At 69.2% G+C, this 25,218-nt stretch carries 23 protein-coding genes and 1 riboswitch; of the genes, 18 read left to right on the plus strand and 5 right to left on the minus strand.

Features of this window, described 5'->3' with window-relative positions; genetic code table 11:
- Positions 1-7 precede the first annotated feature (7 nt).
- A complete protein-coding gene (locus ACNJ7K_RS18565) occupies positions 8-1,387 on the minus strand; it encodes a M1 family metallopeptidase (RefSeq protein WP_159416848.1) in 1,380 nt (459 codons plus the stop codon).
- Entirely contained in the window at positions 1,354-5,259 is a 3,906-nt protein-coding gene (locus tag ACNJ7K_RS18570) for a Pls/PosA family non-ribosomal peptide synthetase (protein ID WP_159416847.1), read from the minus strand. The genes ACNJ7K_RS18565 and ACNJ7K_RS18570 overlap by 34 nt, the downstream gene beginning before the upstream one ends.
- 165 nt (positions 5,260-5,424) lie before the next feature.
- A riboswitch (SAM riboswitch) is annotated at positions 5,425-5,542 on the plus strand.
- A 68-nt stretch (positions 5,543-5,610) separates the two neighbouring features.
- Here ACNJ7K_RS18570 and ACNJ7K_RS18575 point away from each other — a divergent pair.
- Positions 5,611-6,924, plus strand: coding sequence for an aminotransferase class V-fold PLP-dependent enzyme (locus ACNJ7K_RS18575; RefSeq protein ID WP_120281248.1), 1,314 nt, complete (start codon positions 5,611-5,613; stop codon positions 6,922-6,924).
- A 207-nt stretch (positions 6,925-7,131) separates the two neighbouring features.
- The gene (locus ACNJ7K_RS18580) at positions 7,132-7,764 is read left to right on the plus strand and encodes a hypothetical protein (protein WP_174246946.1); all 633 of its coding nucleotides are present in this window, start codon (positions 7,132-7,134) and stop codon (positions 7,762-7,764) included.
- A 61-nt stretch (positions 7,765-7,825) separates the two neighbouring features.
- Here ACNJ7K_RS18580 and ACNJ7K_RS18585 read toward each other — a convergent pair whose 3' ends face one another.
- Together ACNJ7K_RS18585 and ACNJ7K_RS18590 are read right to left on the minus strand one after the other, a co-directional pair.
- Positions 7,826-8,356 carry a winged helix-turn-helix domain-containing protein gene (locus ACNJ7K_RS18585; RefSeq protein ID WP_487042041.1) on the minus strand — a complete coding sequence of 177 codons (531 nt, stop codon included), beginning with the start codon at positions 8,354-8,356 and terminating at the stop codon, positions 7,826-7,828.
- Positions 8,357-8,575: 219 nt separating this feature from the next.
- Entirely contained in the window at positions 8,576-9,049 is a 474-nt protein-coding gene (locus ACNJ7K_RS18590; RefSeq protein ID WP_120281250.1) for a YbaK/EbsC family protein, read from the minus strand.
- Between the two features lie 113 nt (positions 9,050-9,162).
- On the opposite strand from ACNJ7K_RS18590, the gene ACNJ7K_RS18595 reads away from it, so the two are divergent.
- Complete coding sequence (locus ACNJ7K_RS18595) at positions 9,163-9,993, plus strand: crotonase/enoyl-CoA hydratase family protein (RefSeq protein WP_120281251.1); 831 nt, start codon at positions 9,163-9,165, stop codon at positions 9,991-9,993.
- Positions 9,994-10,061: 68 nt separating this feature from the next.
- Here ACNJ7K_RS18595 and ACNJ7K_RS18600 read toward each other — a convergent pair whose 3' ends face one another.
- Positions 10,062-10,553: an inorganic diphosphatase gene (locus tag ACNJ7K_RS18600; RefSeq protein WP_016933994.1), complete on the minus strand. Its 492-nt coding sequence runs from the start codon at positions 10,551-10,553 to the stop codon at positions 10,062-10,064.
- 262 nt (positions 10,554-10,815) lie between these two features.
- On the opposite strand from ACNJ7K_RS18600, the gene dacB reads away from it, so the two are divergent.
- From dacB to ACNJ7K_RS18675, 15 genes are all read left to right on the plus strand, one after another.
- Entirely contained in the window at positions 10,816-12,159 is a 1,344-nt protein-coding gene (gene dacB, locus ACNJ7K_RS18605) for a D-alanyl-D-alanine carboxypeptidase/D-alanyl-D-alanine endopeptidase (RefSeq protein WP_230788560.1), read from the plus strand.
- Positions 12,156-13,205, plus strand: coding sequence for a zinc-dependent metalloprotease (locus tag ACNJ7K_RS18610; protein WP_174246945.1), 1,050 nt, complete (start codon positions 12,156-12,158; stop codon positions 13,203-13,205). The genes dacB and ACNJ7K_RS18610 overlap by 4 nt, the downstream gene beginning before the upstream one ends.
- 2 nt (positions 13,206-13,207) lie before the next feature.
- Complete coding sequence (gene tilS, locus ACNJ7K_RS18615) at positions 13,208-14,260, plus strand: tRNA lysidine(34) synthetase TilS (protein ID WP_487042042.1); 1,053 nt, start codon at positions 13,208-13,210, stop codon at positions 14,258-14,260.
- Complete coding sequence (gene hpt / locus ACNJ7K_RS18620; protein WP_060653514.1) at positions 14,242-14,796, plus strand: hypoxanthine phosphoribosyltransferase; 555 nt, start codon at positions 14,242-14,244, stop codon at positions 14,794-14,796. The genes tilS and hpt overlap by 19 nt, the downstream gene beginning before the upstream one ends.
- A 251-nt stretch (positions 14,797-15,047) precedes the next feature.
- The gene (gene ftsH, locus ACNJ7K_RS18625) at positions 15,048-17,603 is read left to right on the plus strand and encodes an ATP-dependent zinc metalloprotease FtsH (protein WP_487042043.1); all 2,556 of its coding nucleotides are present in this window, start codon (positions 15,048-15,050) and stop codon (positions 17,601-17,603) included.
- Between the two features lie 50 nt (positions 17,604-17,653).
- The gene (gene folE, locus ACNJ7K_RS18630) at positions 17,654-18,340 is read left to right on the plus strand and encodes a GTP cyclohydrolase I FolE (protein ID WP_269072366.1); all 687 of its coding nucleotides are present in this window, start codon (positions 17,654-17,656) and stop codon (positions 18,338-18,340) included.
- A 32-nt stretch (positions 18,341-18,372) separates the two neighbouring features.
- A complete protein-coding gene (gene folP, locus ACNJ7K_RS18635) occupies positions 18,373-19,194 on the plus strand; it encodes a dihydropteroate synthase (RefSeq protein WP_174247090.1) in 822 nt (273 codons plus the stop codon).
- Positions 19,191-19,574: a dihydroneopterin aldolase gene (gene folB, locus ACNJ7K_RS18640; RefSeq protein ID WP_487042044.1), complete on the plus strand. Its 384-nt coding sequence runs from the start codon at positions 19,191-19,193 to the stop codon at positions 19,572-19,574. Before folP ends, folB begins: the two co-directional genes overlap by 4 nt.
- Positions 19,571-20,095, plus strand: coding sequence for a 2-amino-4-hydroxy-6-hydroxymethyldihydropteridine diphosphokinase (gene folK, locus ACNJ7K_RS18645; protein ID WP_487042045.1), 525 nt, complete (start codon positions 19,571-19,573; stop codon positions 20,093-20,095). The genes folB and folK overlap by 4 nt, the downstream gene beginning before the upstream one ends.
- Positions 20,096-20,106: 11 nt before the next feature.
- The gene (locus ACNJ7K_RS18650; RefSeq protein ID WP_120281260.1) at positions 20,107-20,583 is read left to right on the plus strand and encodes a DUF3180 domain-containing protein; all 477 of its coding nucleotides are present in this window, start codon (positions 20,107-20,109) and stop codon (positions 20,581-20,583) included.
- 74 nt (positions 20,584-20,657) lie between these two features.
- The gene (locus ACNJ7K_RS18655; protein ID WP_487042046.1) at positions 20,658-21,809 is read left to right on the plus strand and encodes a DUF6779 domain-containing protein; all 1,152 of its coding nucleotides are present in this window, start codon (positions 20,658-20,660) and stop codon (positions 21,807-21,809) included.
- Between the two features lie 159 nt (positions 21,810-21,968).
- Positions 21,969-22,904: a Rossmann-like and DUF2520 domain-containing protein gene (locus ACNJ7K_RS18660; protein WP_230788545.1), complete on the plus strand. Its 936-nt coding sequence runs from the start codon at positions 21,969-21,971 to the stop codon at positions 22,902-22,904.
- A complete protein-coding gene (gene panC, locus ACNJ7K_RS18665) occupies positions 22,897-23,835 on the plus strand; it encodes a pantoate--beta-alanine ligase (RefSeq protein ID WP_120281263.1) in 939 nt (312 codons plus the stop codon). Before ACNJ7K_RS18660 ends, panC begins: the two co-directional genes overlap by 8 nt.
- A 44-nt stretch (positions 23,836-23,879) precedes the next feature.
- On the plus strand, positions 23,880-24,317 hold the full coding sequence (gene panD / locus ACNJ7K_RS18670) for an aspartate 1-decarboxylase (RefSeq protein ID WP_060653532.1): 438 nt from the start codon (positions 23,880-23,882) through the stop codon (positions 24,315-24,317).
- A gap of 2 nt (positions 24,318-24,319) precedes the next feature.
- Positions 24,320-25,153, plus strand: coding sequence for a type III pantothenate kinase (locus tag ACNJ7K_RS18675; protein WP_006550509.1), 834 nt, complete (start codon positions 24,320-24,322; stop codon positions 25,151-25,153).
- Positions 25,154-25,218: the final 65 nt, after the last annotated feature.

The following is a 25,218-nucleotide window of genomic DNA, read 5'->3' on the forward strand; positions in this document are numbered from 1 at the left end:
TGTCGAGTCAGGCGGTCGGTGCCGGAGGGAGCTCTCGCGTGCTCAACCATGCCTCCCACAGCGGCCGGAGCGAGACTTCCGAGAAGCGTGCGGCGAGATCCTTGAACTGCGCCGTCGTCACGTTGCCGTGCCGGTGTTCCTCGGTCCACGTCCGCAGGAGGGTGAAGAACGGCTCGTCGCCGAGCTGCAAGCGCAGGGCGTGCAGGGTCAGTGCCCCGCGCTTGTAGATGCGGTCGTCGAACATGTCCTTCGGGCCCGGATCCTCGAGCAGGATGTCCTGCGGCTTGCGGGCCAGTCCCCGGTGGGCGTCGAGCGCGTGTGCATGCGCCGGTCTGCCGCCCGAGTTCTCCGACCACAGCCACTCCGCGTAGCACGCGAATCCTTCGTGGAGCCAGATGTCGCACCATCGGTTCAGTGTGAGGCTGTTGCCGAACCACTGGTGCGCCAACTCGTGTGCGACGAGCCGTTCCTCGCGGCCGGTACCGTCGCAGAAGTTCGCGCCGAAAATCGACAATCCCTGTGCCTCGAGGGGGATCTCGAGGTCGTCGTCGGTCACCAGAGCGGTGTAGTGCGCGAACGGGTACGGGCCGAACAGGCGTGTGAACAACTCGAGCATCTCGGTCTGGCGAGCGAAGTCCCGATCGAACTCCGCGCGCAGGCGAGGCGGGTGTATTCCGTACTGCGGTACGGGTTCCGTTGCGAGGGTGCGTATCTCGTAGTGTCCGGTCTGGACCGTGGCGAGATAGGTCGCCATCGGTTCGGGTTGCTCGTACACCCGGGTGGTGCGGCTCGCCTTCGTGGTCTTGTGCACCAGCGTGCCGTTCGCGATCGCGACGAACGGAGCGTCGGTGGTGACCGCGATGCGGTAGGTGGCCTTCGAACCGGGATGGTCGTCGCAGGGGAACCAGGTGGGTGCGCCGTTGGGCTGGCTCGCGACGAGCGACCCCTCGTCGAGTTCCTCCCAGCCGACCTCACCCCACATGGTCCGCAGCGGGATGGGAGTCCCCGAGTACTGCACACCGAAGACGAGGACCGCCCCGGCGGGCAGTTTCTCGGCGGGGGTGACGGTGAGCTTGCCACCGCGATGCGCGAACTTGGCGGGACGTCGGCCGTTGACGGTCACCTTCGCGACCCGCATCGATCGCGCGAGATCGAGCGAGTACTCGGCGCGCACGTCCGTCGTCGTGGCGATGATCTTCGCCCGGCCGTCGAGTCGGTTGGACACGACCTTGTAGGTGAGTTCGAGTTCGTAGCGGGAGACCCGGTAGCCGCGGTTCCCGCTCTCGGGCAGATAGGGGTCGAGCGGCCGGTCCGCGGCGACCGGCGCGACGGGCTTGGCGGCCTTGATGGGCTTCACCGCGGTGACCAGTCGTTCGGCGTGGTCCACGGCGTGATCGGATTGCCCTGCCAGCGAGTGGACGGCGGGACGACGTCACCGCGCATCACCAGCGAGGCCGGGCCGACGGTGGCGCCGTCGCCGATGCCCGAGGCGGGCAACGCGACGCATTGGGGGCCGAGCGTGGCGCCGGCGCCGAGGGTCACGGTGTCCATGGACATGATCCGATCATGGAACAGGTGGGTCTGTACAACACAACCGCGTTCGACGGTCGCACCGTCGCCCAGTGACACCAGGTCGGCCTCGGGCAACCAGTAGCTCTCACACCACACACCGCGGCCGATCCTCGACCCCAGCGCGCGCAGCCACAGGTTCATCACGGCGGTGCCCGCCGCGGCCCGGGCGAACCACGGTGCCGCGACGGTCTCGACAAAGGTGTCGGAGACCTCGTTGCGCCACACGAACGAACTCCACAGCGGGTGCTCGACGCGTCCGATCCGACCGACGACGAGCCACTTCGCGATCACGGTCACGAGGCACGCCACGGCTCCGGCCACCATGAGCACGAGACCGCCCAGCAGCGCAGCGGCGAGATAGCCCAGGTGCACGGCGAGGGTGTTGAGGGCGAAGAGCACACCGAGCCCGATGCCGTAGGTGACGACCATGGGCACGAGCCGGAAAGTCTCCACCGCGCCACGCGCGATCTTGAGTTTCAGCGGCGGTTCGAAGGTGCGACTCGCGTCGCTGTCGCCGCTCGCGCGCCGCAGGCGCACCGGGGGACTGCCCAGCCACGACGAGCCGGATTTCGCCTTCTCCGGAGCCGCGGAGAGCACCGCGACGAGCCCGTGCTTCGGGACCCGGCGACCCGGCGCCGCCATGCCCGAGTTCCCGAGGAAGGCGCGCTTGCCGACCTTCGCATGCGAGATGTACAGCCATCCGCCGCCGAGTTCGTAGGAGGCGACCATCGTGTCGTCGGCAAGGAACGCTCCGTCGGCGACCTTCGTGAACTTGGGGACCATCAGCACGGTCGACGCCTCGACGTCCTTGCCGATGTCGGCGCCGAGCAATCGGAGCCAGATCGGGGTGAGCATCGACGCGTAGAGCGGGAACAGGAAGGTGCGCGAGGAATCCATGAGGCGCTCGGTGAACCACACCTGCCAGCCCACGCGGCTGCGCACGGGATGCCAGCCCTCTGTCATCCCGACGGCGAGCAGTCGCACCGCCATCAGGGTGAGCAGGGCGAAGACGAACATCGTCAGCAGCGCCGCGACGGGCAGCATCGCCAGGGAGTGCACCACGGCGTCGGAGACGGTGGGGGTGTCGTGCACCCACCACACGAGCAGCGCGACCCCGGCGGCGATCGAGACGACGGGCAGGCCGCCGAGCAGGATCGACGACAGCGCGTAGACCGGCACCCACCTGCCGCCCCGCGGCGGAGTCGCGGCGGGCCACGGCCGGTCGGCCTTGCCGGCCTTGCGGGCGGGGGAACCCGACCAGTTCTGCCCGGCCTTCACGCGACCGAACACCGCGGATCCGGCCTCCACTTCGGCGTTCTTACCGATCCGCGCACCGGGGGCCAGGAACGATCGGGCGCCCACCGTGGCACCGGCACCGATCCGGATGCTTCCGATGTGGACGACGTCGCCGTCCACCCAGTAGCCACCGAGATCCACCTCCGGCTCGACGGCACAACCGTCGCCGAGTTCGAGGAGGCCAGTGACGGGCGGAAGACTGTGCAGGTCGACGTCGCGGCCCACCTTCGCTCCCAGCGCCCGCGCGTACTGGCGCATCCAGGGAGCGCTCGAGATGTTCACGGCACCCACGGCCTCGGACAGTCGCAGGGCCGTCCACAGCCGGAGGTGGACGCTCCCGCCGCGGGGGTAGCTTCCGGGCTTCATGCCGCGCAGGAGCAGACGCGAACCCGCGACGGAGATCGCCATGCGTCCGACGGGCGTGAGGAACAGCAGGACACCGAACGCGACCCACCACCACGACAGGGTGACGGTCCACGGCACGTCCACGACGAACGCGACGACGTTGTTCAGGATCGCCAGCCACGTCACCCACTGCAGTCCGGTGAGGGTGGTGAGGACGGCCGTCACCGCGATCTGCCCGAGCTGGGCGAGTCGCGGCACCGGCATCACCTCACGCGGTGTCGCCGCTTCCGTCGGCGCGAGTTCGTCGAGATAGACGGCGAGCGATCCGAGCCTCGGGTGGTCGTACAGTTCCGCGACCGTCATCTCCGGATACCGGCTCCGCAGCGCCGTGACGAGTTGCGCCGCCGCGAGGGAACCACCGCCGAGTTCGAAGAAGTCGTCGTCGACGCCCTCGATCCGGGCGCCGAGGATGTCGGTCCACAGTTCGGCGACCCATTCGGCGGTGGGATCGAGACCGAGTGCTTCCACCGAGTCGGCATCGGCGCCGGGCAGCGGCCACGGCAGGGCGTTGCGGTCGACCTTGCCGGACGTGCGGGTGGGCAGTTCGTCGACGAGCGCGAGTCGCGGGACGAGCGCGGCCGGGAGTTGTTCGGACAGCAGGTCGTGGGCCGACGCGATGTCGAAGTCCGGATCGGTGGAGGCGATGTATCCCACGAGGATCGAATGTCCCGCGACCGTCTTGCGGACCGCGCACGCGCCGCCCGCCACACCGGGCAGGTTCTGCAGCGCGTTGTCGACCTCGCCGAGTTCGATGCGGCGGCCACCGATCTTGACCTGGTCGTCGGCGCGCCCCTGGAACAGCAGGCCGGCGCGGTCGAGCGTCACGAGATCACCGCTGCGGTAGGCGCGGTCCCAGCCGAGAGTGGGCATGGGAGCGTACTTCTCGGCGTCCTTCGCCGGATCGAGGTAGCGCGCGAGACCGACACCGCCGATGACGAGTTCACCGGTCGCGCCCTCCTCGACGGGGTTGCCGTCGGCGTCCACGACGGCGAGATCCCATCCGTCGAGGGGCAGGCCGATGCGGACCGGTCCGGTGCCGTCCATCAGCGACGCGCAGGCCACGACCGTCGCCTCGGTGGGTCCGTAGGTGTTCCACACCTCGCGTCCCGGAACGGCGAGACGTTCGACGAGATCGGGTGGGCAGGCCTCGCCACCGAAGATGAGCAGACGCACCGCCTCGAGGGCTTCGGCCGGCCACATCGCCGCGAGGGTGGGCACCGTGGAGACGACGTTGATGTTGCGCGAGACGAGCCACGGCCCGAGATCCATGCCGGAGCGGACCAGCGCGCGGGGCGCCGGAACCAGACAGGCGCCGTGCCGCCAGGCGAGCCACATCTCCTCGCACGAGGCGTCGAACGCCACCGACAAGCCGGCCAGGACCCGGTCGCCGGGACCGAGCGGCGCCCCCTGGCAGAACATCCGTGCTTCCGCGTCGACGAAGGCCGCCGCGTTGCGGTGGGTGACGGCGACACCCTTCGGTGTCCCGGTCGAACCGGAGGTGAAGATGATCCACGCGTCGTCGTCGAGGTTCGGACCCCGTACCACCGGGGTGCCCGACGGTGCGGCCGTGCCCGGTCCGATGCCCTCGTCGGTGACGATGGCGGTGACCTGCGCTTCCGAGAACACGAGTTCGGCCCGCTCGTCGGGATCGTCGGCGTCGACGGGGACGTACGCGGCGCCCGCGGCGAGAATGGAGAGAATCGTCACATACAGGTCGCTGCGCCCGGAGGTCATGCGCACCCCGACCCTGTCGCCGGCCCCGACACCCGCGTCGTTCAGCGCATACGCACCCGCGATCACCGCCTCGGCCAGTTCGGCGTATTCGAGGACCGTCGAGCCGTCGTCGATCGCGGGGGCGTCGGGATGTGCTTCGGCAGTGCTCCGCAGCAGGTCGACGAGGGTGCGGGCGGGTGGAGCGTGCGACGCGCGGAGAAACTCGTCCGGGATGGGGGACCGGCCGACGGGGGTCGAGGTTATGGCTGGCAACTCCGCGGGTCCTTCTGCTCGATGGTGCTTCCGGTTATCTCACGTCCGGGTGGACGGCAGGTGAACGTTCGGCGCGCAGAACGCGTGTCGGCGTCGTGCGGTGCCGGGCGACGCGGAGCGGTGCGGGGTTGACACGGCTCGGTCGTCCTGCCATTCTCTTCGCCAGGTCATGAGTACCAGCGTCAAGCCCCGGCTAGCTGGTCGGCAACCCTCCAACCGCGGTGGGGTGCTCCGGGTGACGACCGGGCCGTGAATCCACTACCGGACACGGCAAGCGCGGACTCCGCCGGCGACGAGAATTCTCCGTCGTAGGCGTCACCGGCGGGTCCCCGAGTACACGAGGGATTTGTCATGACTGCTGTAGCCGCCACCACCTGCATCGCTCCGTTCGCCACCGTTTCCGGCTGTGACGTGCAGGTTCCGCTCGTCCAGGGTGGTACCTGCACCTACGCGAACTTCGACTACGCGGCGAGCGCACCGGCGCTGTCCGCCGTCACCGACCGCATCACGGAGCTGCTGCCCTTCTACGCGAGCGTGCACCGCGGCGCCGGATACGCCTCGCGGATCAGCACCACCGCCTACGAGGACGCCCGCACGTCCGTCTCGCGCTTCGTCGGCGCGGCCGACGACCAGGTCGTCGTCTTCACGCGCAACACCACCGATTCGCTGAACCTGCTCGCGAGTGCGGTGCCCGGCGATGTCGTCGTGCTCGACATCGAGCATCACGCGAATCTGCTGCCCTGGAAGAATTCTCGCATCGTCGAGGCCGCGGACACCGTCTCCGAGACGGTGTGGCGCCTCGCGGTCGAACTGCAGCGTGCCCCCGCGGCCCTGCTCGCCGTCACCGGTGCTTCCAACGTCACCGGTGAGGTCCTGCCGATCGCCGAACTCGCCGAGCTCGCACACGCTTCCGGCGCCCGGATCCTCGTCGACGGTGCGCAGCTCGTGCCCCACCGCCGTGTCGATCTCGCCGAGCTCGGTGTGGACTACCTCGCGTTCTCCGGCCACAAGCTGTACGCGCCGTTCGGTGCGGGAGCGCTCGTCGGCCGCCGAGACTGGCTCGACGCCGCCGAGCCGTATCTCGCCGGTGGCGGCGCGGTGCGCGAGGTGCGCCTCGATCACACCGAATGGGCCTGCGCCCCTGCACGTCACGAGGCCGGCACCCCCAACGTGCTCGGTGTCGCCGCTCTTGCCGCCGCGTGCGATGCGCTCGCCGGTTTCGACTCCGACGCGGTGACCCGTCACGAGGAGGCCCTGTGCGCCCTGCTCGTCGACGGTCTGCAGACCATCGACGGTGTGGAAGTGCTTCGGCTGTGGAACGATTCGGCCGACAGCGTCGGCATCGTCACCTTCACGGTCGACGGTTACGAGCCCGGCCACGTCGCCTCCTATCTGTCCGCCGAGCACGGCATCGGCGTCCGTGACGGACGTTTCTGCGCCCACCCGCTGCTCGCGCGGGTCGGTCGCGCCGGCGGTGCCGTCCGGGCGTCGCTCGGGCTCGGCAGCTCGTCCGCTGACGTCGAGCGGCTCCTCGGAGCGCTCCGGTCGCTGGTCGAGAGCGGGCCGACGTGGGTGCACGCGAAGACCGACGGCGTGTGGAATCCCTCGCCGGAGACGCGTCCCGGTCTCGGGGCGACCGATGGCGACGCATCTCCGTGCGTCTAGCGGTCGACAATTCCCCACAGGATAAGTAGGGTAATTCGCATGGAACGGACGAGGGCGATCGCTGCGGCACGCTGGTGCCGTCGCCATGTCGACCTCTGCCGTACGGCATCGGGAATCTGTCCGGACTGAAGGTCTTCTCCTCACAGTCTTCCGGCTCACAGGCCGATCCCTCCGTGCCGCTCCGCGGCCCGTACCGAGAGGCATCCCATGTCCGTCGCATCCACCGTCACCCCTGGATCAGCAGATCCGGCCACCGCAGACCCGGCCGTCGTCGAGTCCGAAACCGTCCGGCCGTTGCGTGTCGCCGTCGAACTCGCCGGTCACTCCGGGCCCGACTACTGGGCCGACCTGACCCTGGGGCGTGCCGGCGACCCGCCGCTCGACCTCAGTGCCGATGCATCCAACGTCGTGCGGGTGCGTGCCGCCGACCTGCGTGAGGCCGGGAAACTGCGCGACCGCATCCGCGCGGAGGCCGCCGGGGAGGGGCGCGATCCCGATTCGGTCACGGTGCTCGTCGACGTCGAGGTCGTCCTCGCCTCCGATGCCCGCACCGCCCGCACCCGGCGCACCCGCCCGGAATCGACTCGCGGGGAGGCCGGCACGCTGTCTTATGTCGGAACGCCGCACGGTCTCGCCGGGTTGATCGCCGACATCCATGCCGTGCAGGTCGCCGACGGCGTCACGCTGATCCCGCTCGCCGCGCCGTTCACCGTCGAGCATCTCGTCGACGGAACGCTGCCGTGGCTGGAGTCGCGCGGCCTCATCGAGGTCTCACCGACCGTCGTCGAGGTCCTGCGCCGGTTCGGTGAAGGTGCCCAGGCGTCCGTGCGCGCTTCCTGACATCGGTCGGTATCACGAAGGAGGGGCAGGTGTTCGACTCCTGCCCCTCCTTCGCATGCGTTCACGCCGTGCGGCGGTCGAGTACTTCGACGACGTGCACGCGCGGATCGGGATCGAACCGGTAACCCGAACCACGCACGGTCGTGATGATGTTGCCGAAACGTCCCAGCTTGGAACGGATCCGGGAGACGTGGACGTCGACACTGCGGTTGCCGCGGTCGCTGTCGACGTCGTCGTTCTCGGAGTAACCGGCGCCGAGCGGCCGCAGCGCCGCGCGGGACACCACGACGCGGGGCCGGCGAACCAGATGCGCGAGGATCTCGAACTCGCTGTGACTCAACTCGACCCGCTGATTGTCGAGCACCAGTCCGCGGGCCGGCAGATCGATCACCAGAGGGGTCGGGCCGGGACTGAGGAGGGTGTGGGTGCGCGCATCCGGGAGCAGATCGAGCGCGGTCTCCCGCAGGGCGTCGGCAAGGGCTGCGAGATCGCCCGCCGATCCGGCGTTCGTGTCCGAGATCTGCACGATGAGAACGAGTTCGGGGGAATCGACCGAGCTGCCGGCCGGGTTCTCGATGGAGGACGTGGTCATGGAAGGGCTCCGCTGGTCGGAAGGTGAACGGCGCCGGGCAGGCAACTACCCGCAGCAGTGCGGCGCCGGGAAAGAGGAAGGGATGGTGCGGATCTCAGAACGCACAGAGGCACGAGCGGGTACGGCACAGGTCGACATGCCTGCGGCTCCACGCTCGGACTGTCACGACGGAGAGTGTACCCGGGTGGAGATGCCGGCGGTACCGGTAGGTGGACGGTCTCAGTCCACGTCGACGTCGATCGCTGCGGTGATGCGCATGAGCTCCGAATAGACGGTCCGGAACAGTGTGTTCGGGCACCCACCCGATGCCCACAGATCCGGATAGTGCTGCAGCGCACGGTCGATGTAGGTGGGAAGGTTCGTGGGGTGACCGAGCGGTGCGACGCCACCGAGTGGCTGACCCGTGACCTCCGTGACCAGATCGGGGGAGGCCGGCACGAGTTCGCCGCCGAGACGCTCGCCGGTCCGTTCGACCGACACGCGGTGCGCGCCGGACACGAGCAACAGGATCGGATCGTCGTCGAGCAGGAAGACGAGCGACTTCACGATCGCGCCCACCTCCACACCCACCGCGGCAGCGGCCTGCTCGGCGGTGTGCACGGTCTCCGGCTGCTGGACGATCAGACCGTGATGGCCGCGGGAGATGAGCGTGTCCGACACGCGGTGGGCGTTCGGATGCAGCGACCTGGTCATGGATCAAGAGTATGAAAATCGCCGCGCGATGGGCGCGGTTCCGAGGACGCGTCGTCGTCGTGTCGTGTCGTGGGGTCGGTGCGAAACGAAGATCCACAAGTTACTCTTCAGTAATGTCCGATCACTCGCCCTGGAAAGCGTTCACCGTCGAACGCAAGGATCACGTCGCACAGGTCACGCTCATCGGCCCTGGCAAGGGCAACGCCATGGGTCCCGACTTCTGGGCGGAACTGCCCGTCCTCTTCGGTGAGCTCGACGCCGACCCCGAGGTCCGCGCCGTCGTCCTCGCCGGTTCCGGCCGGAACTTCTCCTACGGCCTCGACCTCGTCGCCATGGGCGGCAGCCTCGGCGCCGTCGTCTCCGGCAAGGCGCTCGCGAAGCCGCGCACGGACTTCCACACGTTGATCAAGAACATGCAGGCGGCCATCACGGCCGTCGCCGACTGCCGCAAGCCGGTCGTCGCCGCGGTCCAGGGCTGGTGCATCGGCGGAGCGGTCGATCTCATCTCCGCCGCCGACATCCGCTATGCGAGCGCCGATGCGAAGTTCAGCGTCCGCGAGGTCAAGGTCGGAATGGTCGCCGACGTCGGCACCCTCGCCCGGCTCCCGCTCATCATCGGCGACGGTCACGTCCGCGAGCTCGCGCTCACGGGCAAGGACATCGACGCCACCCGCGCCGAGAAGATCGGTCTCGTCAACGACGTCCACGACGACGCCGACGCAGTGCTGGCCGCCGCCCACGCGACCGCCGCGGAGATCGCCGCCAACCCGCCGCTCGTCGTCCAGGGCATCAAGAACGTCCTCGACCACACGCGCTCGCCGCAGGTCGACGACAGCCTCCGCTACGTCGCGGCGTGGAACGCGGCGTTCCTGCCGTCGGAGGACCTCACCGAGGCGATCACCGCCGTCTTCGAGAAGCGCCCGCCGCAGTTCAAGGGCGAGTAGACCCCGCATACGACGGATCCCCCGGACGATCACATCGTCCGGGGGATCCGCGTTGTGAAGGCTCGGTGTCAGTGCCCGCCGTTGTTCTTCAGGCGCTCGACCGACGCGGTCACCTCGGCCTCGGCCTCGGCGCGACCGACCCAGTCGGCGGCCTCGACGTGCTTGCCCGGCTCGAGATCCTTGTAGTGCACGAAGAAGTGCTTGATCGCGTCGAGCTCGAACTGCGAGACGTCGCTGATGTCCTGGACGTGATCCCACCGCGGGTCGCCGGCCGGGACGGCCAGGATCTTGTCGTCGCCACCGGCCTCGTCGACCATCTTGAACATGCCGATGGGGCGGGCCTCGACGATCACGCCGGGGAAGACCGACTCGGGCAGCAGGACCATGCAGTCGAGCGGATCGCCGTCCTCACCGAGGGTGTTCTCGATGTAGCCGTAATCGGCCGGGTAGCCGAACGAGGTGTACAGGTAACGATCGAGCTTGACGCGTCCGGTCTCGTGATCGACCTCGTACTTGTTCCGCTGTCCCTTGGGGATCTCGATGGTGACCTCGAACTCCACGCCTTGCCTCACTTCGTCGGTGTTTTTCCGGCGGATACGACATCCGTATCTGCGGTGATGGTCCGCAGAGAGGATAACGGTCGCGGCGCTAGGCTGGAGGTGCAGGTACCGGGGCCCCGAGTGCGTCACAGCAGTATGCGGCCGGCAGCGGGAAGTGCGGGTGGCTGGTCGACCAGTGTGTGCAGGATGCAGCGGAGGCGTGTTGACGGGGCAGGGTGGCAACAAGAAGCAGGGTTCACTGGCAACCAGGCGACGACGGAACATGAAGATCCTCTTCGGGATCTGGGGTGCGGGTTTCCTCGCTCTCGTCGTGGGCGGGGCCTTCGCGATCTACGACGTGCGGGCGTCCGCCGGCGCGGTCGTACTCCCCGCCCCGGCGCCGGTGGTCGCGACCCCCGCGGTCGCCGCGGTCTCGCCCGACGCTCCGATGCCCGACCCCACCTCGCTGGCGGCGGCACTCGACCGGGCCGTGAACAATCCCGGCCTCGGTGACTTCGCCGGGTCGATCACCGACCCCACGACCGGCACGGTCCTGTGGTCGAAGGACGCCGATCGCGCGCTGATCCCGGCTTCCACGACGAAGATCCTCACCGCCGCGGCGGCCATGCTCGTGCTGCCCTCCGACCATCGGATCACCACGCGCGTCGTCGAGGGTTCGAAGCCGGGGGAGATCATCCTCATCGCCGGTGGCGACCCCACCCTCTCGGCGATGCCGCCCGGACAGGAAAGCTTCTACCCGGGTGGCCCCCGCGTCGCCGACCTCGCCGAACAGATCCGGCGCAGCGGCGCGACGGTCGAGACCGTCCTCGTCGACACGAGCCTGTACAGCGGAGATCCGCTCGCGCCGGGCTGGTTCCCGCAGGACGTCGGCGACGGCTACGTCGCGCCCATCGAACCCGTGATGCTCGACGGCGGCCGGTCGAACCCGCTCGAGGACGAATCGCCCCGCAGCGCGACGCCCGCTCTGGACGCCGGACGCGCACTGGCGACCGCGCTCGGCGCCGATCCGGCGCGGGTCGCGCCCGGGTCCGCCTCGCCGGGCGCGGCGCCCATGGCGTCGGTCCAGTCGGCGCCGCTCACCGTGCGCCTCGGCCAGATGCTGCGCCGATCCGACAACGTCCTCGCGGAGACGATCGGACGGGAGGTCGCGGTCGCGACCGGCAACGAGCACTCGTTCGAGGGCACGACGAAGGCTGTGACCGGTACCCTGCAGCAAGCGGGTCTGGACGTCACCGGAGTGACGTTGCGCGACGTCAGCGGGCTCTCGGTCGAGAACCGGATCCCCGCTCGCACGCTCGATCGCGTGATCTCGGAGGCGGCCGGACCGGACAGGACGGAGCTGCGGCCCATGCTCGACTATCTTCCCGTCGCCGGAGCGACCGGCACGCTCGCCGATCGCTACGGCACCACGACCCGTGCCGGAGCCGGATGGGTGCGCGCGAAGACCGGCACGCTGACCGAGGTCAACGGACTCACCGGATACGTGGTCGACTCCGACGGCCGCGTGCTGTCGTTCGCGCTGCTCTCCAACGGCAGGTCCCCGAGCGAGGCCCGGCCCGCCCTCGACGCCGTGGCGTCGGTACTCCGTGAGTGCGGTTGCCGATGACCGGCAAGGAGCGGGCACTCGGCGACGCGATCGACTGGTCGTTCGCGGCCGGGGTCGGCGTGCGCCTCACCCGCTCCGAACCCGCGATGTCGCGGTACACCCGCGACGCGGTGCAGGACGAGTTGTTCTCGGCCGCCGCGCGCGCCGAGGGACCGGTGCGCGAGCACACACGTCTCGACGACGGAACCGAGCCGCCGCCCGCGCAGGTCGTCGACCGGCCGGGCTGGGTGCGTGCGGCCGCAGCGTCGATGGCCGACCTCACCGCGACATCGGGCGACGATCCGGCCGGCTCCTCCCGGCGCTGGGTGGGCAAACCGGCGGGCGCGCAGGCCGGCGCCATGCTCGCCTACCTGTCGTCCGCGGTGCTCGGACAGTACGACCCGTTCTCCCGTTCGCTGCTGCTCGTCGCGCCCAATGTCGTCGCGGTCGAACGCGCCCTGAAGGTGCCGCCCGCCGACTTCCGGTTGTGGGTGTGCCTGCACGAGGTGACCCACCGCGTGCAGTTCGCACAGGCACCGTGGATGGCCGAGCTGATGCGCGAGGCCGCCGCCGACCTCGCCACCGCGGTCGAGGAACCGATGGGCGACGTCGCGACCCGCGTGGTGTCCGCGGTGAAGGATTTGCGCACTCCCGGCGACAAGCCGATGTCGGAGCGGGGCATGCTCGGTGTCGTGCGGGCGCTGCAAGCACAGTCTCAGCGCGAGTCGTTCGACCGGATCCTCGCGCTCGGAACGCTGCTCGAAGGACACGCCGATCATGTGATGGACGGTGTCGGCCCGGCCGTGGTCCCATCGGTCGCGCGGATCCGGCGCGCGTTCGACAACCGGCGGCACCGCAACAGCAGCCCGGTGCATCGCCTCATCCGGCTCGTCCTCGGCATGGACGCCAAGATGGCCCAGTACGTGCACGGCAAGAAGTTCGTCGACGCCGTCGTCGCGAAGGTCGGCATGGACGACTTCAACGCCGTGTGGTCCGGTCCGGACGCCCTGCCCACCCTGACCGAGATCGACCATCCCGACGCGTGGATCGCGCGGGTGCTGAGCTGATCGTGGCTTCACCATCGGCCGATCGTCCGCTGCTGCCCGAGGCCCCTGCGATCCACGAGGTGCGACTCGCCGTGCGGGCCTGGCTGGGCGCGCACCCGACCGCTGCGGTGACCGTCGCGCTGTCGGGTGGGGCCGATTCCGCAGCCCTGACCGCAGCGGCCGTCGCGGAGACCGACGCGGTGCATGTCGTCGTCGTCGATCATCGTCTCCAGTCCGGTTCCGAGGTCGTCGCCGCGCGGGCCGCGGAGTTCGCCCGGGCCCGCGGCTGCGCGACCGTCACGGTGGTCGGCGTGGACGTCACCGGCGGGGGAGGCATCGAGGCCGCCGCGCGCGCGGCCCGCTACCGGGCGCTCGACGAGAACCGCGACGGACGGCCCGTGCTGCTCGGGCACACCCTCGACGACCAGGCCGAGACGGTGCTGCTCGGTCTCGGCCGCGGATCGGGTCTGCGTTCGATCCGCGGGATGGCACCCTTCGACCCGCCGTGGGGCCGGCCGCTGCTCGGCGTGCGCCGCGACACGACCCGCCGGGCGTGCGACGAACTCGGCTACCGCCCGTACGAGGATCCGCACAACGCCGACGACCGGTTCACGCGCGTGCGTCTGCGCCGCGAGGTACTGCCGCTGCTCGAGGACGTGCTCGGTGGCGGCGTCGCCGAAGCCCTCGCGCGCACGGCCGGGCAACTGCAGGACGACGGTCACGCCCTCGATGTCTGGGCCGACGACCTGCTCGTGACGGCGCGGCGCGAGGACGACCTGCTCGACACCGACGCACTCGCGGCGGCTCCCGCCGCAGTACGACGCAGAGCCCTCCGATCGTGGCTGATCGATCACACCGCCACGCCGAACGAGACGATGCTGCGAGCGGTCGACGACCTGGTAGTGGCGTGGCGCGGACAGGGCCCGGTCGCGGTCGGGCGGGGCCCGCGGACGGGGACGAGGTTGGTGGTGTCGCGTCGGCGTGGCACGCTTGCCGTGGAGTACGTCGACCGGACGAGACCCGGGCGACCGGCAGCAGAAGGTAGGGAAGGACCCCGGTGTACGAGAACGACATAGCGTCGGTGCTGATCTCCGAGGAACAGATCAAGGAGCGGACCGCAGAGCTGGCGCAGTCGATCGCCGAGCGTTACCCGGTGGGTGCGCCGGAAGGCGATCTGCTGCTCATCGGGGTGCTCAAGGGCGCCATCTTCTTCATGACCGACTTCGCGCGCGCTCTGCCGATCCCGACGCAGATGGAGTTCATGGCCGTCAGCTCGTACGGGTCGTCGACCTCGTCCTCGGGTGTCGTGCGCATCCTCAAGGACCTCGACAAGGACATCGCCGGTCGCAACGTCCTCATCGTCGAGGACATCATCGACTCGGGTCTGACGCTGTCGTGGCTGCTCAAGAACCTCTCGACGCGCAACCCCGCGTCGCTCGAGGTCGTCACGCTGCTCCGCAAGCCGGAGGCCGTGAAGATCGACGTCGAGGTCAAGGACGTCGGATTCGACATCCCGGACGAGTTCGTCGTCGGTTACGGCCTCGACTACGACGAGCGCTACCGCGACCTGCCCTACATCGGCACGCTGGATCCCAAGGTCTACAGCAGCTGACCTCCGGTCGAGCCGGGTGGTGAGGTCCCCGGCCCGGGGAACTCCGGTTCCGTCCCGATCGTTGTCGATTACGACGTCTTCCCGGTGTCGGCTCCGGCCGGTGCCGGGGCGACTGCTCGTTGCTACGCGGTAACCTTGCGTTGCCTGGTCAGTGACCGTTGCGGCATGCGGCCACCCCGGGCACGAAGCGCCGCGACTGCGAGACCCCGACGAACTCGATCGAAAGGACCGGCCGCTCGGGCCGAACCTGTATGAACCGCAAGACAGTGTTCCGTAATCTGGCGATCGTCGCCGGCATTCTGCTGGTGATCTACGCCTTCAGTTACTTCGGCGACGACACGCGCGGTTTCACTCAGGTGGACACGTCCGTCGCGGTGGCTCAACTCGAATCGCAGAACGTCAGTGAAGCCCGCATCGACGACCGCGAGCAGCAGGTGCGCTTGTGGCTCGAGAACGGCAACGACGCGACCGAGGGCAGCACCGAGATCATCGCGAAGTACCCCGCGTCGGCCTCCGAGCAGATCTTCGACCTCGTCGCCGCGTCGGGCGCGCAGAAGTACGACACGAACGTCACCCAGGAGAGCTGGCTGACGTCGATCCTTCTGTTCGTCCTGCCGATGATCATCCTGCTCGGCGTGTTCTTCTTCGTGATGAGCCGCATGCAGGGCGGCGGCCGCGGCGGCATGATGGGCTTCGGCAAGTCGAAGGCCAAGCAGCTGTCGAAGGACATGCCCAAGACGACCTTCGCCGATGTCGCCGGCGCCAACGAGGCCGTCGAGGAGCTCTACGAGATCAAGGACTTCCTGCAGAACCCGGCGCGCTACCAGGCACTCGGCGCGAAGATCCCCAAGGGCGTGCTGCTCTACGGCCCTCCCGGCACCGGTAAGACCCTCCTCGCACGCGCCGTCGCCGGCGAGGCGGGCGTCCCGTTCTTCACGATCTCCGGTTCGGACTTCGTCGAGATGTTCGTCGGTGTCGGCGCCTCCCGCGTGCGCGACCTGTTCGAGCAGGCCAAGCAGAACGCCCCCTGCATCATCTTCGTCGACGAGATCGACGCGGTCGGCCGCCAGCGCGGCGCCGGCCTCGGCGGTGGGCACGACGAGCGCGAGCAGACCCTCAACCAGCTCCTCGTCGAGATGGACGGCTTCGGCGACCGCTCCGGCATCATCGTGATGGCCGCGACGAACCGCCCCGACATCCTCGACCCGGCGCTGCTGCGTCCCGGCCGGTTCGACCGTCAGATCCCGGTCACGAACCCCGACCTCGCCGGTCGCCGGGCGATCCTCGCCGTGCACTCGAAGGGCAAGCCGATCGATCCCAATGCGGATCTCGGTGCGCTCGCCAAGCGCACGGTGGGCATGTCCGGCGCCGACCTCGCGAACGTCGTCAACGAGGCCGCCCTGCTCACCGCCCGTGAGAACGGCACGGTGATCACCGAGGCGATCCTCGAGGAATCGGTCGACCGCGTCATCGGCGGTCCCCGCCGCAAGAGCCGCATCATCAGCGAGCACGAGAAGAAGATCACGGCCTACCACGAGGGCGGTCACACCCTCGCCGCGTGGGCGATGCCCGACATCGAGCCCGTCTACAAGGTCACCATCCTCGCCCGCGGCCGCACCGGCGGTCACGCGATGACGGTGCCCGAGGACGACAAGGGCCTGATGACGCGTTCGGAGATGATCGCGCGCCTCGTCATGGCGATGGGTGGTCGTGCCGCGGAGGAGCTCGTCTTCCGCGAGCCCACCACCGGCGCCTCGTCCGACATCGACCAGGCCACGAAGATCGCGCGTGCGATGGTCACCGAGTACGGCATGAGCGCGAGGCTCGGCGCCGTCCGCTACGGCCAGGAACAGGGCGACCCCTTCCTCGGCCGGTCGATGGGGGTGCAGTCCGACTACTCGCACGAGGTGGCACGCGAGATCGACGAGGAGGTCCGCAACCTCATCGAGGCCGCGCACACCGAGGCGTGGGCGATCCTCAACGACTACCGCGACGCCCTCGACGTGCTGGCGGCCGAGCTGCTCGAGCACGAGACGCTGACCCGCAAGGACCTCGACCGGATCCTGGCCGACGTGAAGAAGCGTCCGCGGATCACGACCTTCAACGATTTCGGTGATCGGGTCCCGTCCGACAAGCCGCCGATCAAGACACCCGCCGAGCTCGCGGCCGAGCGTGGCGAGCCGTGGCCGCCGGAACCGCCGTCGCTGACGAAGCCGGCGCATCAGCATCCGCAGTATCCGGGCCAGGGCGAGGTGCCCGCTCCCGCCGGTTACCAGCCGGGCGCGCAGCCGCAGTACCAACCTGCGAACGGCTACCCCCAGCCACAGACGCAGGCACAGCCCCAACCGCAGTCGCAGCCGGTCCCGGCCTCCGAGCCGCTTCCGGGCTTCCAGCCGGCGGCTCCGTACCCGGGTGGTCCGCGGCACGCGACGCGGCCCGACTACGGCGCTCCCGCCGGATGGTCGGCTCCCGGCTGGCCGCCGCGCGAGCAGACCCCGCAGGAACAACAGGGGCACGGGCCGCAGAGCTCCGGACAACCGCAGGGTTACGGGTATCCGCAGGGACCTCAGGGTCAGAACCCCCAGAGCTACGGACAACCCAGCTACGGACAGGCCCAGGAAACGCAGAGTTTCGGGCGTCCGCAGGAGCCGCAGGACGCCGACCGTCCGGCGGACTCGGGCGACAACGGTGCGGGAGATGCGCACCGCGGGGAGAACCACGTGGGAGACTCGCAACCGCGCGATGGTTACGGCACTCCCGAGCCTCCTCCCACACAACGGTGGGAAGGCCCGGCCGGCCGGCACTGATCCGTGTCGGTGAGTCCGGTACCGGGCGCACATCGGGACCGTCGGTTCCGATGGAGACGAGTGAGCGAAGAGTGGAGGGCGAGCGGGTGTCGGTGAACCACCTGAAATCGGATACGGGTTCCGACCCGGAGGACGTGACGACCCACGAGTTGAGCGTGGACGCGGGACGTACGTTCGACCGGGCCCGAGCCGAAGCGGCCGTGCGCGAACTGCTGATCGCGGTGGGTGAGGATCCGGACCGCGAAGGTCTGCGCGACACCCCGTCCCGGGTGGCCCGCGCCTACCGTGAGGTGTTCGGGGGACTGTTCACGGACCCGGACGAGGTCCTCGACACGACCTTCGACGAAGGTCACCAGGAACTCGTCCTCGTGCGCGACATCCCCATGTACTCGACGTGCGAGCACCACCTCGTGTCGTTCCACGGGGTCGCCCACGTGGGCTACATCCCGGGCCCGACGGGACGCGTCACCGGCTTGTCGAAGCTGGCGCGTCTCGTGGACCTCTACGCCAAGCGCCCGCAGGTCCAGGAACGCCTCACCAGCCAGATCGCCGACGCCATGATGCGCAAGCTGCAGCCGCGCGGAGTGATCGTCGTGGTCGAGGCCGAGCACCTGTGTATGGCGATGCGCGGCATCCGCAAGCCCGGCGCCAGCACCACCACCTCCGCTGTGCGCGGGTTGTTCCAGACCAGTTCGGCGTCGCGTGCCGAGGCCCTGGATCTGATCCTGCGCCGGTGACCGTCTTCCCCGCAGAACAGTGGCCCGTCGTGATGGGCGTACTGAACGTCACCAGTGATTCCTTCTCCGACGGCGGTCGCTATCTGGACCGCGAGACCGCGATAGCCCGCGGCTTCGAGCTGCGCGAGCTCGGCGTCGACATCGTCGACGTGGGTGGCGAGTCCACCCGGCCGGGCGCGGTGCGCGTCGACCCGGAGGTCGAGGCGTCCCGGGTGGCGCCGGTCATCGCGGCCCTGTCGGAGGCGGGTATCCCCACAAGTGTCGACACGATGCGTGCCTCGGTCGCCGAGGCGGCGATCGAGGCCGGGGTGACGATGATCAACGACGTCTCGGGTGGGCGTGCCGACACCGACATGGCCGCGGTGGTCGCCGAGGCCGGGGTGCCGTGGATCCTCATGCACTGGCGTCCCCTCGGTGAATTCGTCCACGCGGGCGGTTCGACGCACTACGACGACGTCGTCCGTGATGTTCGCGACGAGCTGCTCACACAGGTCGACATCGCGGTGGCCGCAGGCGTGGACTCCGAGAAGATCGTGCTCGATCCCGGTCTGGGCTTCGTGAAGGAACCCGACCACAACTGGCAGTTGCTGCAGCGTCTGCCCGAGCTCACCGACCTGGGTTTCCCGGTGCTGATCGGGGCGTCCCGGAAGCGGTTCCTCGGGTCGCTGCTCGCGGCGCCCGACGGCACGGTCCGCCCGCCCGCGGGTCGCGAGGTCGCCACGGCGGTCGTCTCGGCGCTCGCCGCCACCCACGGCGCGTGGGGTGTGCGCGTCCACGACGTGCAGGCATCCCGCGACGCGCTCGCGGTGGTGCGTGCCTGGCAGCGCGGCAGCGCGGAAGGAGTGCACGCGTGAGCGACCGCATCGAACTACGGGGACTGACGGTCCGCGGCAACCACGGCGTCTTCGAGCACGAGAAGCGGGACGGTCAGGACTTCGTCGTCGACATCGTCGTGTGGCTCGATCTCGCACCGGCCGCGGCGTCCGACGAACTCACCGACACCCTGCACTACGGCGAACTCGCCGAGCGTGCTGCGGCGATCATCGCCGGTCCGGGTCGCGATCTCATCGAGACGGTCGCCGGTGAGATCGCCGACGAGGTGCTCACCGACCCGCGTGTTGCCCGGGTGGAGGTCACGCTCCACAAGCCGTCGGCACCGATCCCGCTGACCTTCGGCGACGTCGCCGTGGTGATCGACCGCTCCCGCAGCGACGCGACGGGGAACGCCTCATGAGTCGTGCCGTGCTGTCCATCGGATCGAACATCGGCGACCGGCTCGCGCACCTGCGGTCGGTCGTCGACGCATTGGGTGAGCGGGCCGTCGCCGTCTCGGCGGTGTACTCGACGGCACCGTGGGGCGGGGTCGAGCAGGAGGACTTCCTCAACGTCGTCGTCGTCGCGGAGGACCCCGCGTTCGGTCCGCACGACTGGTTGCGGTTCGGTCAGGAACTCGAGGAGGCCGCAGAACGCGTCCGGATCCAGCGCTGGGGTCCGCGCAGCCTCGACGTCGACGTCGTGACCTGCGACAGCGGCGACGGTGAGGTGCGCAGCGACGACCCGGAACTGATCCTGCCGCATCCGCGCGCACACCAGCGGGCGTTCGTGCTCGTCCCGTGGCTCGACGTCGAACCCGGAGCGGTGCTCACCGCCGACGGCCGGCAGTTGAGGATCGGCGCGTGGCTGGGCGAACTCGACGCCGCCGAACGTGAGGGTGTGCACCGCACCGACCTGACGCTGACCGGGCCGTCGACCTAGGGGCGCAGCGAGTGCTGAAACAGACCCGGATCCGAGATCTGCTGGCACTGGCCGTGCTGGCAGCGATCGTCGCGTGGCTGCTCGTCCGCACGATGTACGGCTCGCTGCCGCCCATCCCCGTCTACGCGGGAGCCTCGCTGTATCCCGTTGCGATCATCGAAGTGGTCCTGGCGTTCATGATCCGGTCGCGGGTGGGCAAGCACGAGATCGGTGAGGGCCCCGGCAGGCTGCATCCCATCACCGCGGCGCGTGCGGTCGCGCTCGCCAAGGCGTCCGCACTGGTGGGTGCCGCGAGCGCCGGAGTGTGGGTCGGCTTCCTGCTGTATCTCGTGCCGCAGCGCGGAGTCGTGCAGGCCGCCACCGACGACACCTCGGGTGTGCTCGTCGGAGCCCTCGCCGGTATCGCATTGGCGGCGGCCGCACTGTGGCTCGAATACTGTTGCCGGACACCGGAAGATCCTGACGAACCGAACGAACCGGCGCTCTGACCTCGGATTTCGCGGTGGGGCAGGGCGTGTCGTCCGGCTCCGATCGGTGGACCCCTCCAAGTACCCTGATGGTCATGGCAACTTCGGCGCGACCAGACAGGAATCGCCGTCCGTGGCGCAGTACCGGCTCGATGATCGTGGCCGGTCTGCTCGCTCTGGCGATGATCGCCTCCCTGCTGTTGATCTTCAGTGAGAGCGTGCAATTGCTGCGCGTCGCGGTGGTCGTCGCCCTGTGGGCCGCGACCGTCGGAGCCATCGCGATGAACAAGTACCGTCGCGAATCGGCGCTCGATCGGGCGAAGGCCGACGACCTGAAGACGGTCTACGAGCTGCAGTTGCAAAGGGAGATCGCGGCGCGACGCGAGTACGAGCTGAGCGTCGAGGAGAAGGTCCGCGCCGATCTGAAGCTCGACGCCGGTGAGATGGCGGCCCTGCGCACCGAACTGGCCACCCTGCGTCGCACGCTCGAGATGTTGTTCGACGGCCGGTTGCCCGACGACGTCGTCGCCCTCGAAGGTCAGGCCGAGAAGCTGCGTGAGCTGAGCGAGGCGGCGCGGGTGTCCGCTCCGCGTCCGTCGGGGCCGGCCTTCGCGTCCCCCGACGACGAGCCGGTCACCGCGGAGACCGAATCGGTCGAGGCGGCCATGCGCGCGGCGAAGGAGTCGGAGAAGACGCCCGGAAAGGGTGGCATCGAAGAACCGCGACCCGAGAAGCAGGCGAAGGACAAGGCTGCGACTGGGAAGCCTGCGACCGGAAAGACGGTGACCGGGAAGGGAACGGCCGAGAAGTCGACGGCGGGGAAGGCGACGGCTGCATCGGCGACCGCAGGACCGGACGTCGAGGATGCCGAGATCGAGGACGCGGAAGTCGAGGACCCGAAGACCGGGAACGCGAAGACCGGGGACGCGAAGACCGGGGACGCGAAGGTCGCGAGCGCCGAGAAGACGGCGGGCGGGAAGTCGGAGCCGCAGAAGCCCGGTAACCACGAGTCCGACTCCGACCCCGTCCCGCAAACGGACGCAGACGAAGCCGGAGCGAAGACGAAGGGCGATGACCCCGCGGAAGGGAAGAACACCGCCGCGAAGGCCGATGGAGCTGCGGAAACGACCGAGGAGAACGACGAGGACGATGACGAATCGTCCGGACGCCGCTCCCGGCGTCGTCGCGCCGACGGCGAGGGCCGGACGGTCGCCGAGATCCTCGCGTCGTTGTCCGCCGAGCGCTGATCGCGGGGCGCCCGCAAGGCAGGTCACGGCCACCCCACCTCGGTCGATGAGGCGCAGATCACTCGGCCCGACCGTGGCGAGCCCCGGAAAGCGCGCGCTATTGTCGAGCGGAACGTCCGGTACCCGCTGAGCGGGACTGGAACGAACGAGAGGACTCCCGTGAATTCCTTCGGGATCACCAACGCACCCGCGCCTGCGCGCCTGTCGGTAGGAATCGTGTCCGCCGGACGGGTCGGCACTGCACTCGGCGCAGCTTTCGAACGCGTCGGTCATGTCGTCGTGGCCTGCTCGGCCGTCTCCGACGTCTCGCGGCACCGTGCCGCCACCCGCCTGCCGGATTCGCAGATCCTGCCGGTCGACGAGGTTGCCGGCCGCTGCAATCTCCTTCTTCTCGCCGTTCCCGACACCGAACTGTCGTCCCTGGTCAAGGGCCTTGCAGCCACCGGTTCGGTCGCCGTCGGCACGATCGTCGTCCACGTCTCCGGTGCCCACGGCACCGCGATCCTCGAGCCGCTGACCGAGCAGGGCGCCGTGCCGCTCGCGATCCATCCCGCGATGACCTTCACCGGCCATGACGAGGACATCGACCGGCTCTCCTCCGCGTGCTTCGGCATCACGGCCGCCGACGAGATCGGCTACGCCATCGCGCAGTCCCTCGTCCTCGAGATCGGCGGCGAGCCGGTCCGCGTCCCCGAGTCCATGCGCACGACCTACCACGCCGCGCTCGCGCACGGCAGCAACCACTTGGTCACGCTGGTCGCCGACGCCGTCGAGGCGCTGCGCAGCGCCCTGCAGGGGGAGGAACTGCTCGGCCAGCAACTCGTCGACGACGCCCCCGGTGGAGTCGCCGAGCGGGTGTTGCAGCCATTGCTCTCCGCGGCGCTCGACAACGTGCTGCGGCGCGGGCCCTCGGCCCTCACCGGGCCGGTCGCGCGCGGCGATGCCGACGCCGTGGCCGCGCACCTGCGTGCGCTCGAGGCCGTCGACCCGCAGATCGCCGCCGGGTACCGCGCGCTGTCGCTGCGATCGGCGCAACGGACCGGGTCGAAGCCGGAACTGATGGCAATTCTCGAAGGAGCTGAATACGGTGAGTGAAGCAGGACAGCGCGGATACGTGCGAGGTGAACTGACCGTTCACCACGATCCCGCAGGCCTGACCAAGGTCACCCGGGCTCTGCGCGGCGTCGGCCGCACCGTCGCACTCGTGCCGACGATGGGTGCGCTGCACACCGGTCACCTCGAACTCGTGCGCCAGGCCAAGCTCACCGGTGCCGTCGTGGTCGTGTCGATCTTCGTCAACCCGCTGCAGTTCGGGAAGAACGAGGACCTCGACGCCTACCCACGCACTCTCGACGCCGACCTCGAACTGCTCCGCGAAGCGGGCGTCGAACTCGCCTTCGTGCCGACGGTCTCGGCGATGTACCCGCAGGGCCCGCGCACAACGATCCACCCGGGTCCGCTCGGGTCGGAGCTCGAAGGTGCTTCGCGCCCCGGGCATTTCGCGGGCATGCTGACGGTCGTCGCGAAGCTGTTCAACATCGTCGGTCCCAACACGGCGTTCTTCGGTGAGAAGGACTACCAGCAGCTCACCCTGATCCGTCAGATGGTCGCCGACCTGAATCTCGACATCCGCATCCTCGGCGTTCCCACCGTGCGCGAACAGGACGGGCTCGCACTGTCCTCCCGCAACCGCTATCTCGACCCCGAGCAGCGCGAGATCGCGACCACGCTGTCTGCGGCGCTCGTCGCCGGCGCACACGCCGCAGCAGGCGGATCCGAGGCGATCCTGTCCACGGCACGCGACGTGCTCGCGCAGAGCCCGCAGATCGAGGTGGACTATCTCGAGGTGCGCGGCGCCGATCTGGGGCCGGCACCCGAACGCGGCGACGGCCGACTGCTCGTCGCCGCACGGCTCGGCTCCACACGCCTCATCGACAACGTCGGGGTCGCCGTCGGCACCGGTTTCCTCGAACGAGCCACCGGCCCGGTGGATCCCGACGCCGAAGACAACCTGACGAACCGCTGACCCACCGATCGAATTCGGAAACGAGAAAGAAACCGAGGACGAGCATGTTCCGCACCATGATGAAGTCGAAGATCCACCGCGCCACGGTCACCCACGCGGATCTGCACTATGTCGGTTCGGTGACCGTCGACCAGGATTTGATGGACGCCGCGGATCTGCTCGAGGGCGAGCAGGTCTGCATCGTCGACATCGACAACGGCGCCCGGCTCGAGACGTACGTCATCGCCGGTGAGCGTGGATCGGGCGTCATCGGGATCAACGGTGCCGCAGCACGTCTCGTCAGCCCCGGCGATCTCGTCATCCTCATCGCCTACGGCGTGATGAACGAGCAGGAGTGCAAGGACTACAACCCGCGCGTGGTGTTCGTCGACGCCGACAACCGCCAGGTCGAGCTCGGCAACGATCCCGCCCACGCTCCCGAGGGCTCGGGCCTGATCACGCCGCGGATGCTGTCGACCCTCGACTCGCCGTCCCTGGTCTAGAGGTGCTCCTCACCGTCGACGTCCGCAACACCAATATCGTCCTGGGAGTGTTCGCGGGCAGCGGCTCGCACGCGCGGCTGCTGCGCGACTGGCGCGTCCGTACCGATCCCAGGATGACCGCCGACGAGATCGCCCTGCTGTTCCGCGGTCTGCTCGGCGAATCCGCCGAGCAGGTCACCGGGGTGGCGGCGCTGTCGACCGTGCCGTCGGTGCTGCGCGAGCTGCGCGTCATGCTCGACCGCTACTGGTCGTCGGTGCCGCACGTCGTGGTGGAGCCGGGGGTGCGCACGGGAGTGCCGCTGCTCGTGGACAACCCGAAGGAGGTCGGCGCCGACCGCATCGTCAACAGTCTGGCGGCCTACCACTTCTACGGATCCCCGTGCATCGTCGTGGATTTCGGGACGTCCACGTGCGTCGACGTCGTGTCGGGCAAGGGGGAGTTCCTCGGCGGGTCCATCGCTCCGGGTGTGGAGATCTCGATGGATGCGCTGGCGTCGCGGTCGGCGGCACTGCGGAAGGTCGAATTGCTCCGTCCCCGAGGTGTTCTGGGCAAGAACACCGTCGAGTGCATGCAGTCCGGGGCCGTCTTCGGGTTCGCCGGGATGGTCGACGGCATCGTGCGGCGGATCTGCGCCGAGGTGCCCGGTTTCGACGGCGACGACGTGGCTGTGATCGGCACCGGCGACAGTGCGCCGCTGATCATGCCGGAGTCGCGCACTCTCGAGCACCACGAGCCGGATCTGACCCTCGAGGGACTGCGTCTGGTGTACGAGCGGAACCAGGTGAGACGAGCGGCACGCGGAACTGCGGGTTCCGCTGAGCGCCATTCTGTGTAAAAATGTTCTTCGTGATCCGTTGCATGAGCACCCAGGAGTGTTGTCGAGGCTGACCGCCGCCTCGA

It is taken from the genome of Rhodococcus shunpengi, assembly GCF_048381395.1.
Taxonomy (GTDB): Bacteria; Actinomycetota; Actinomycetes; order Mycobacteriales; family Mycobacteriaceae; genus Rhodococcus.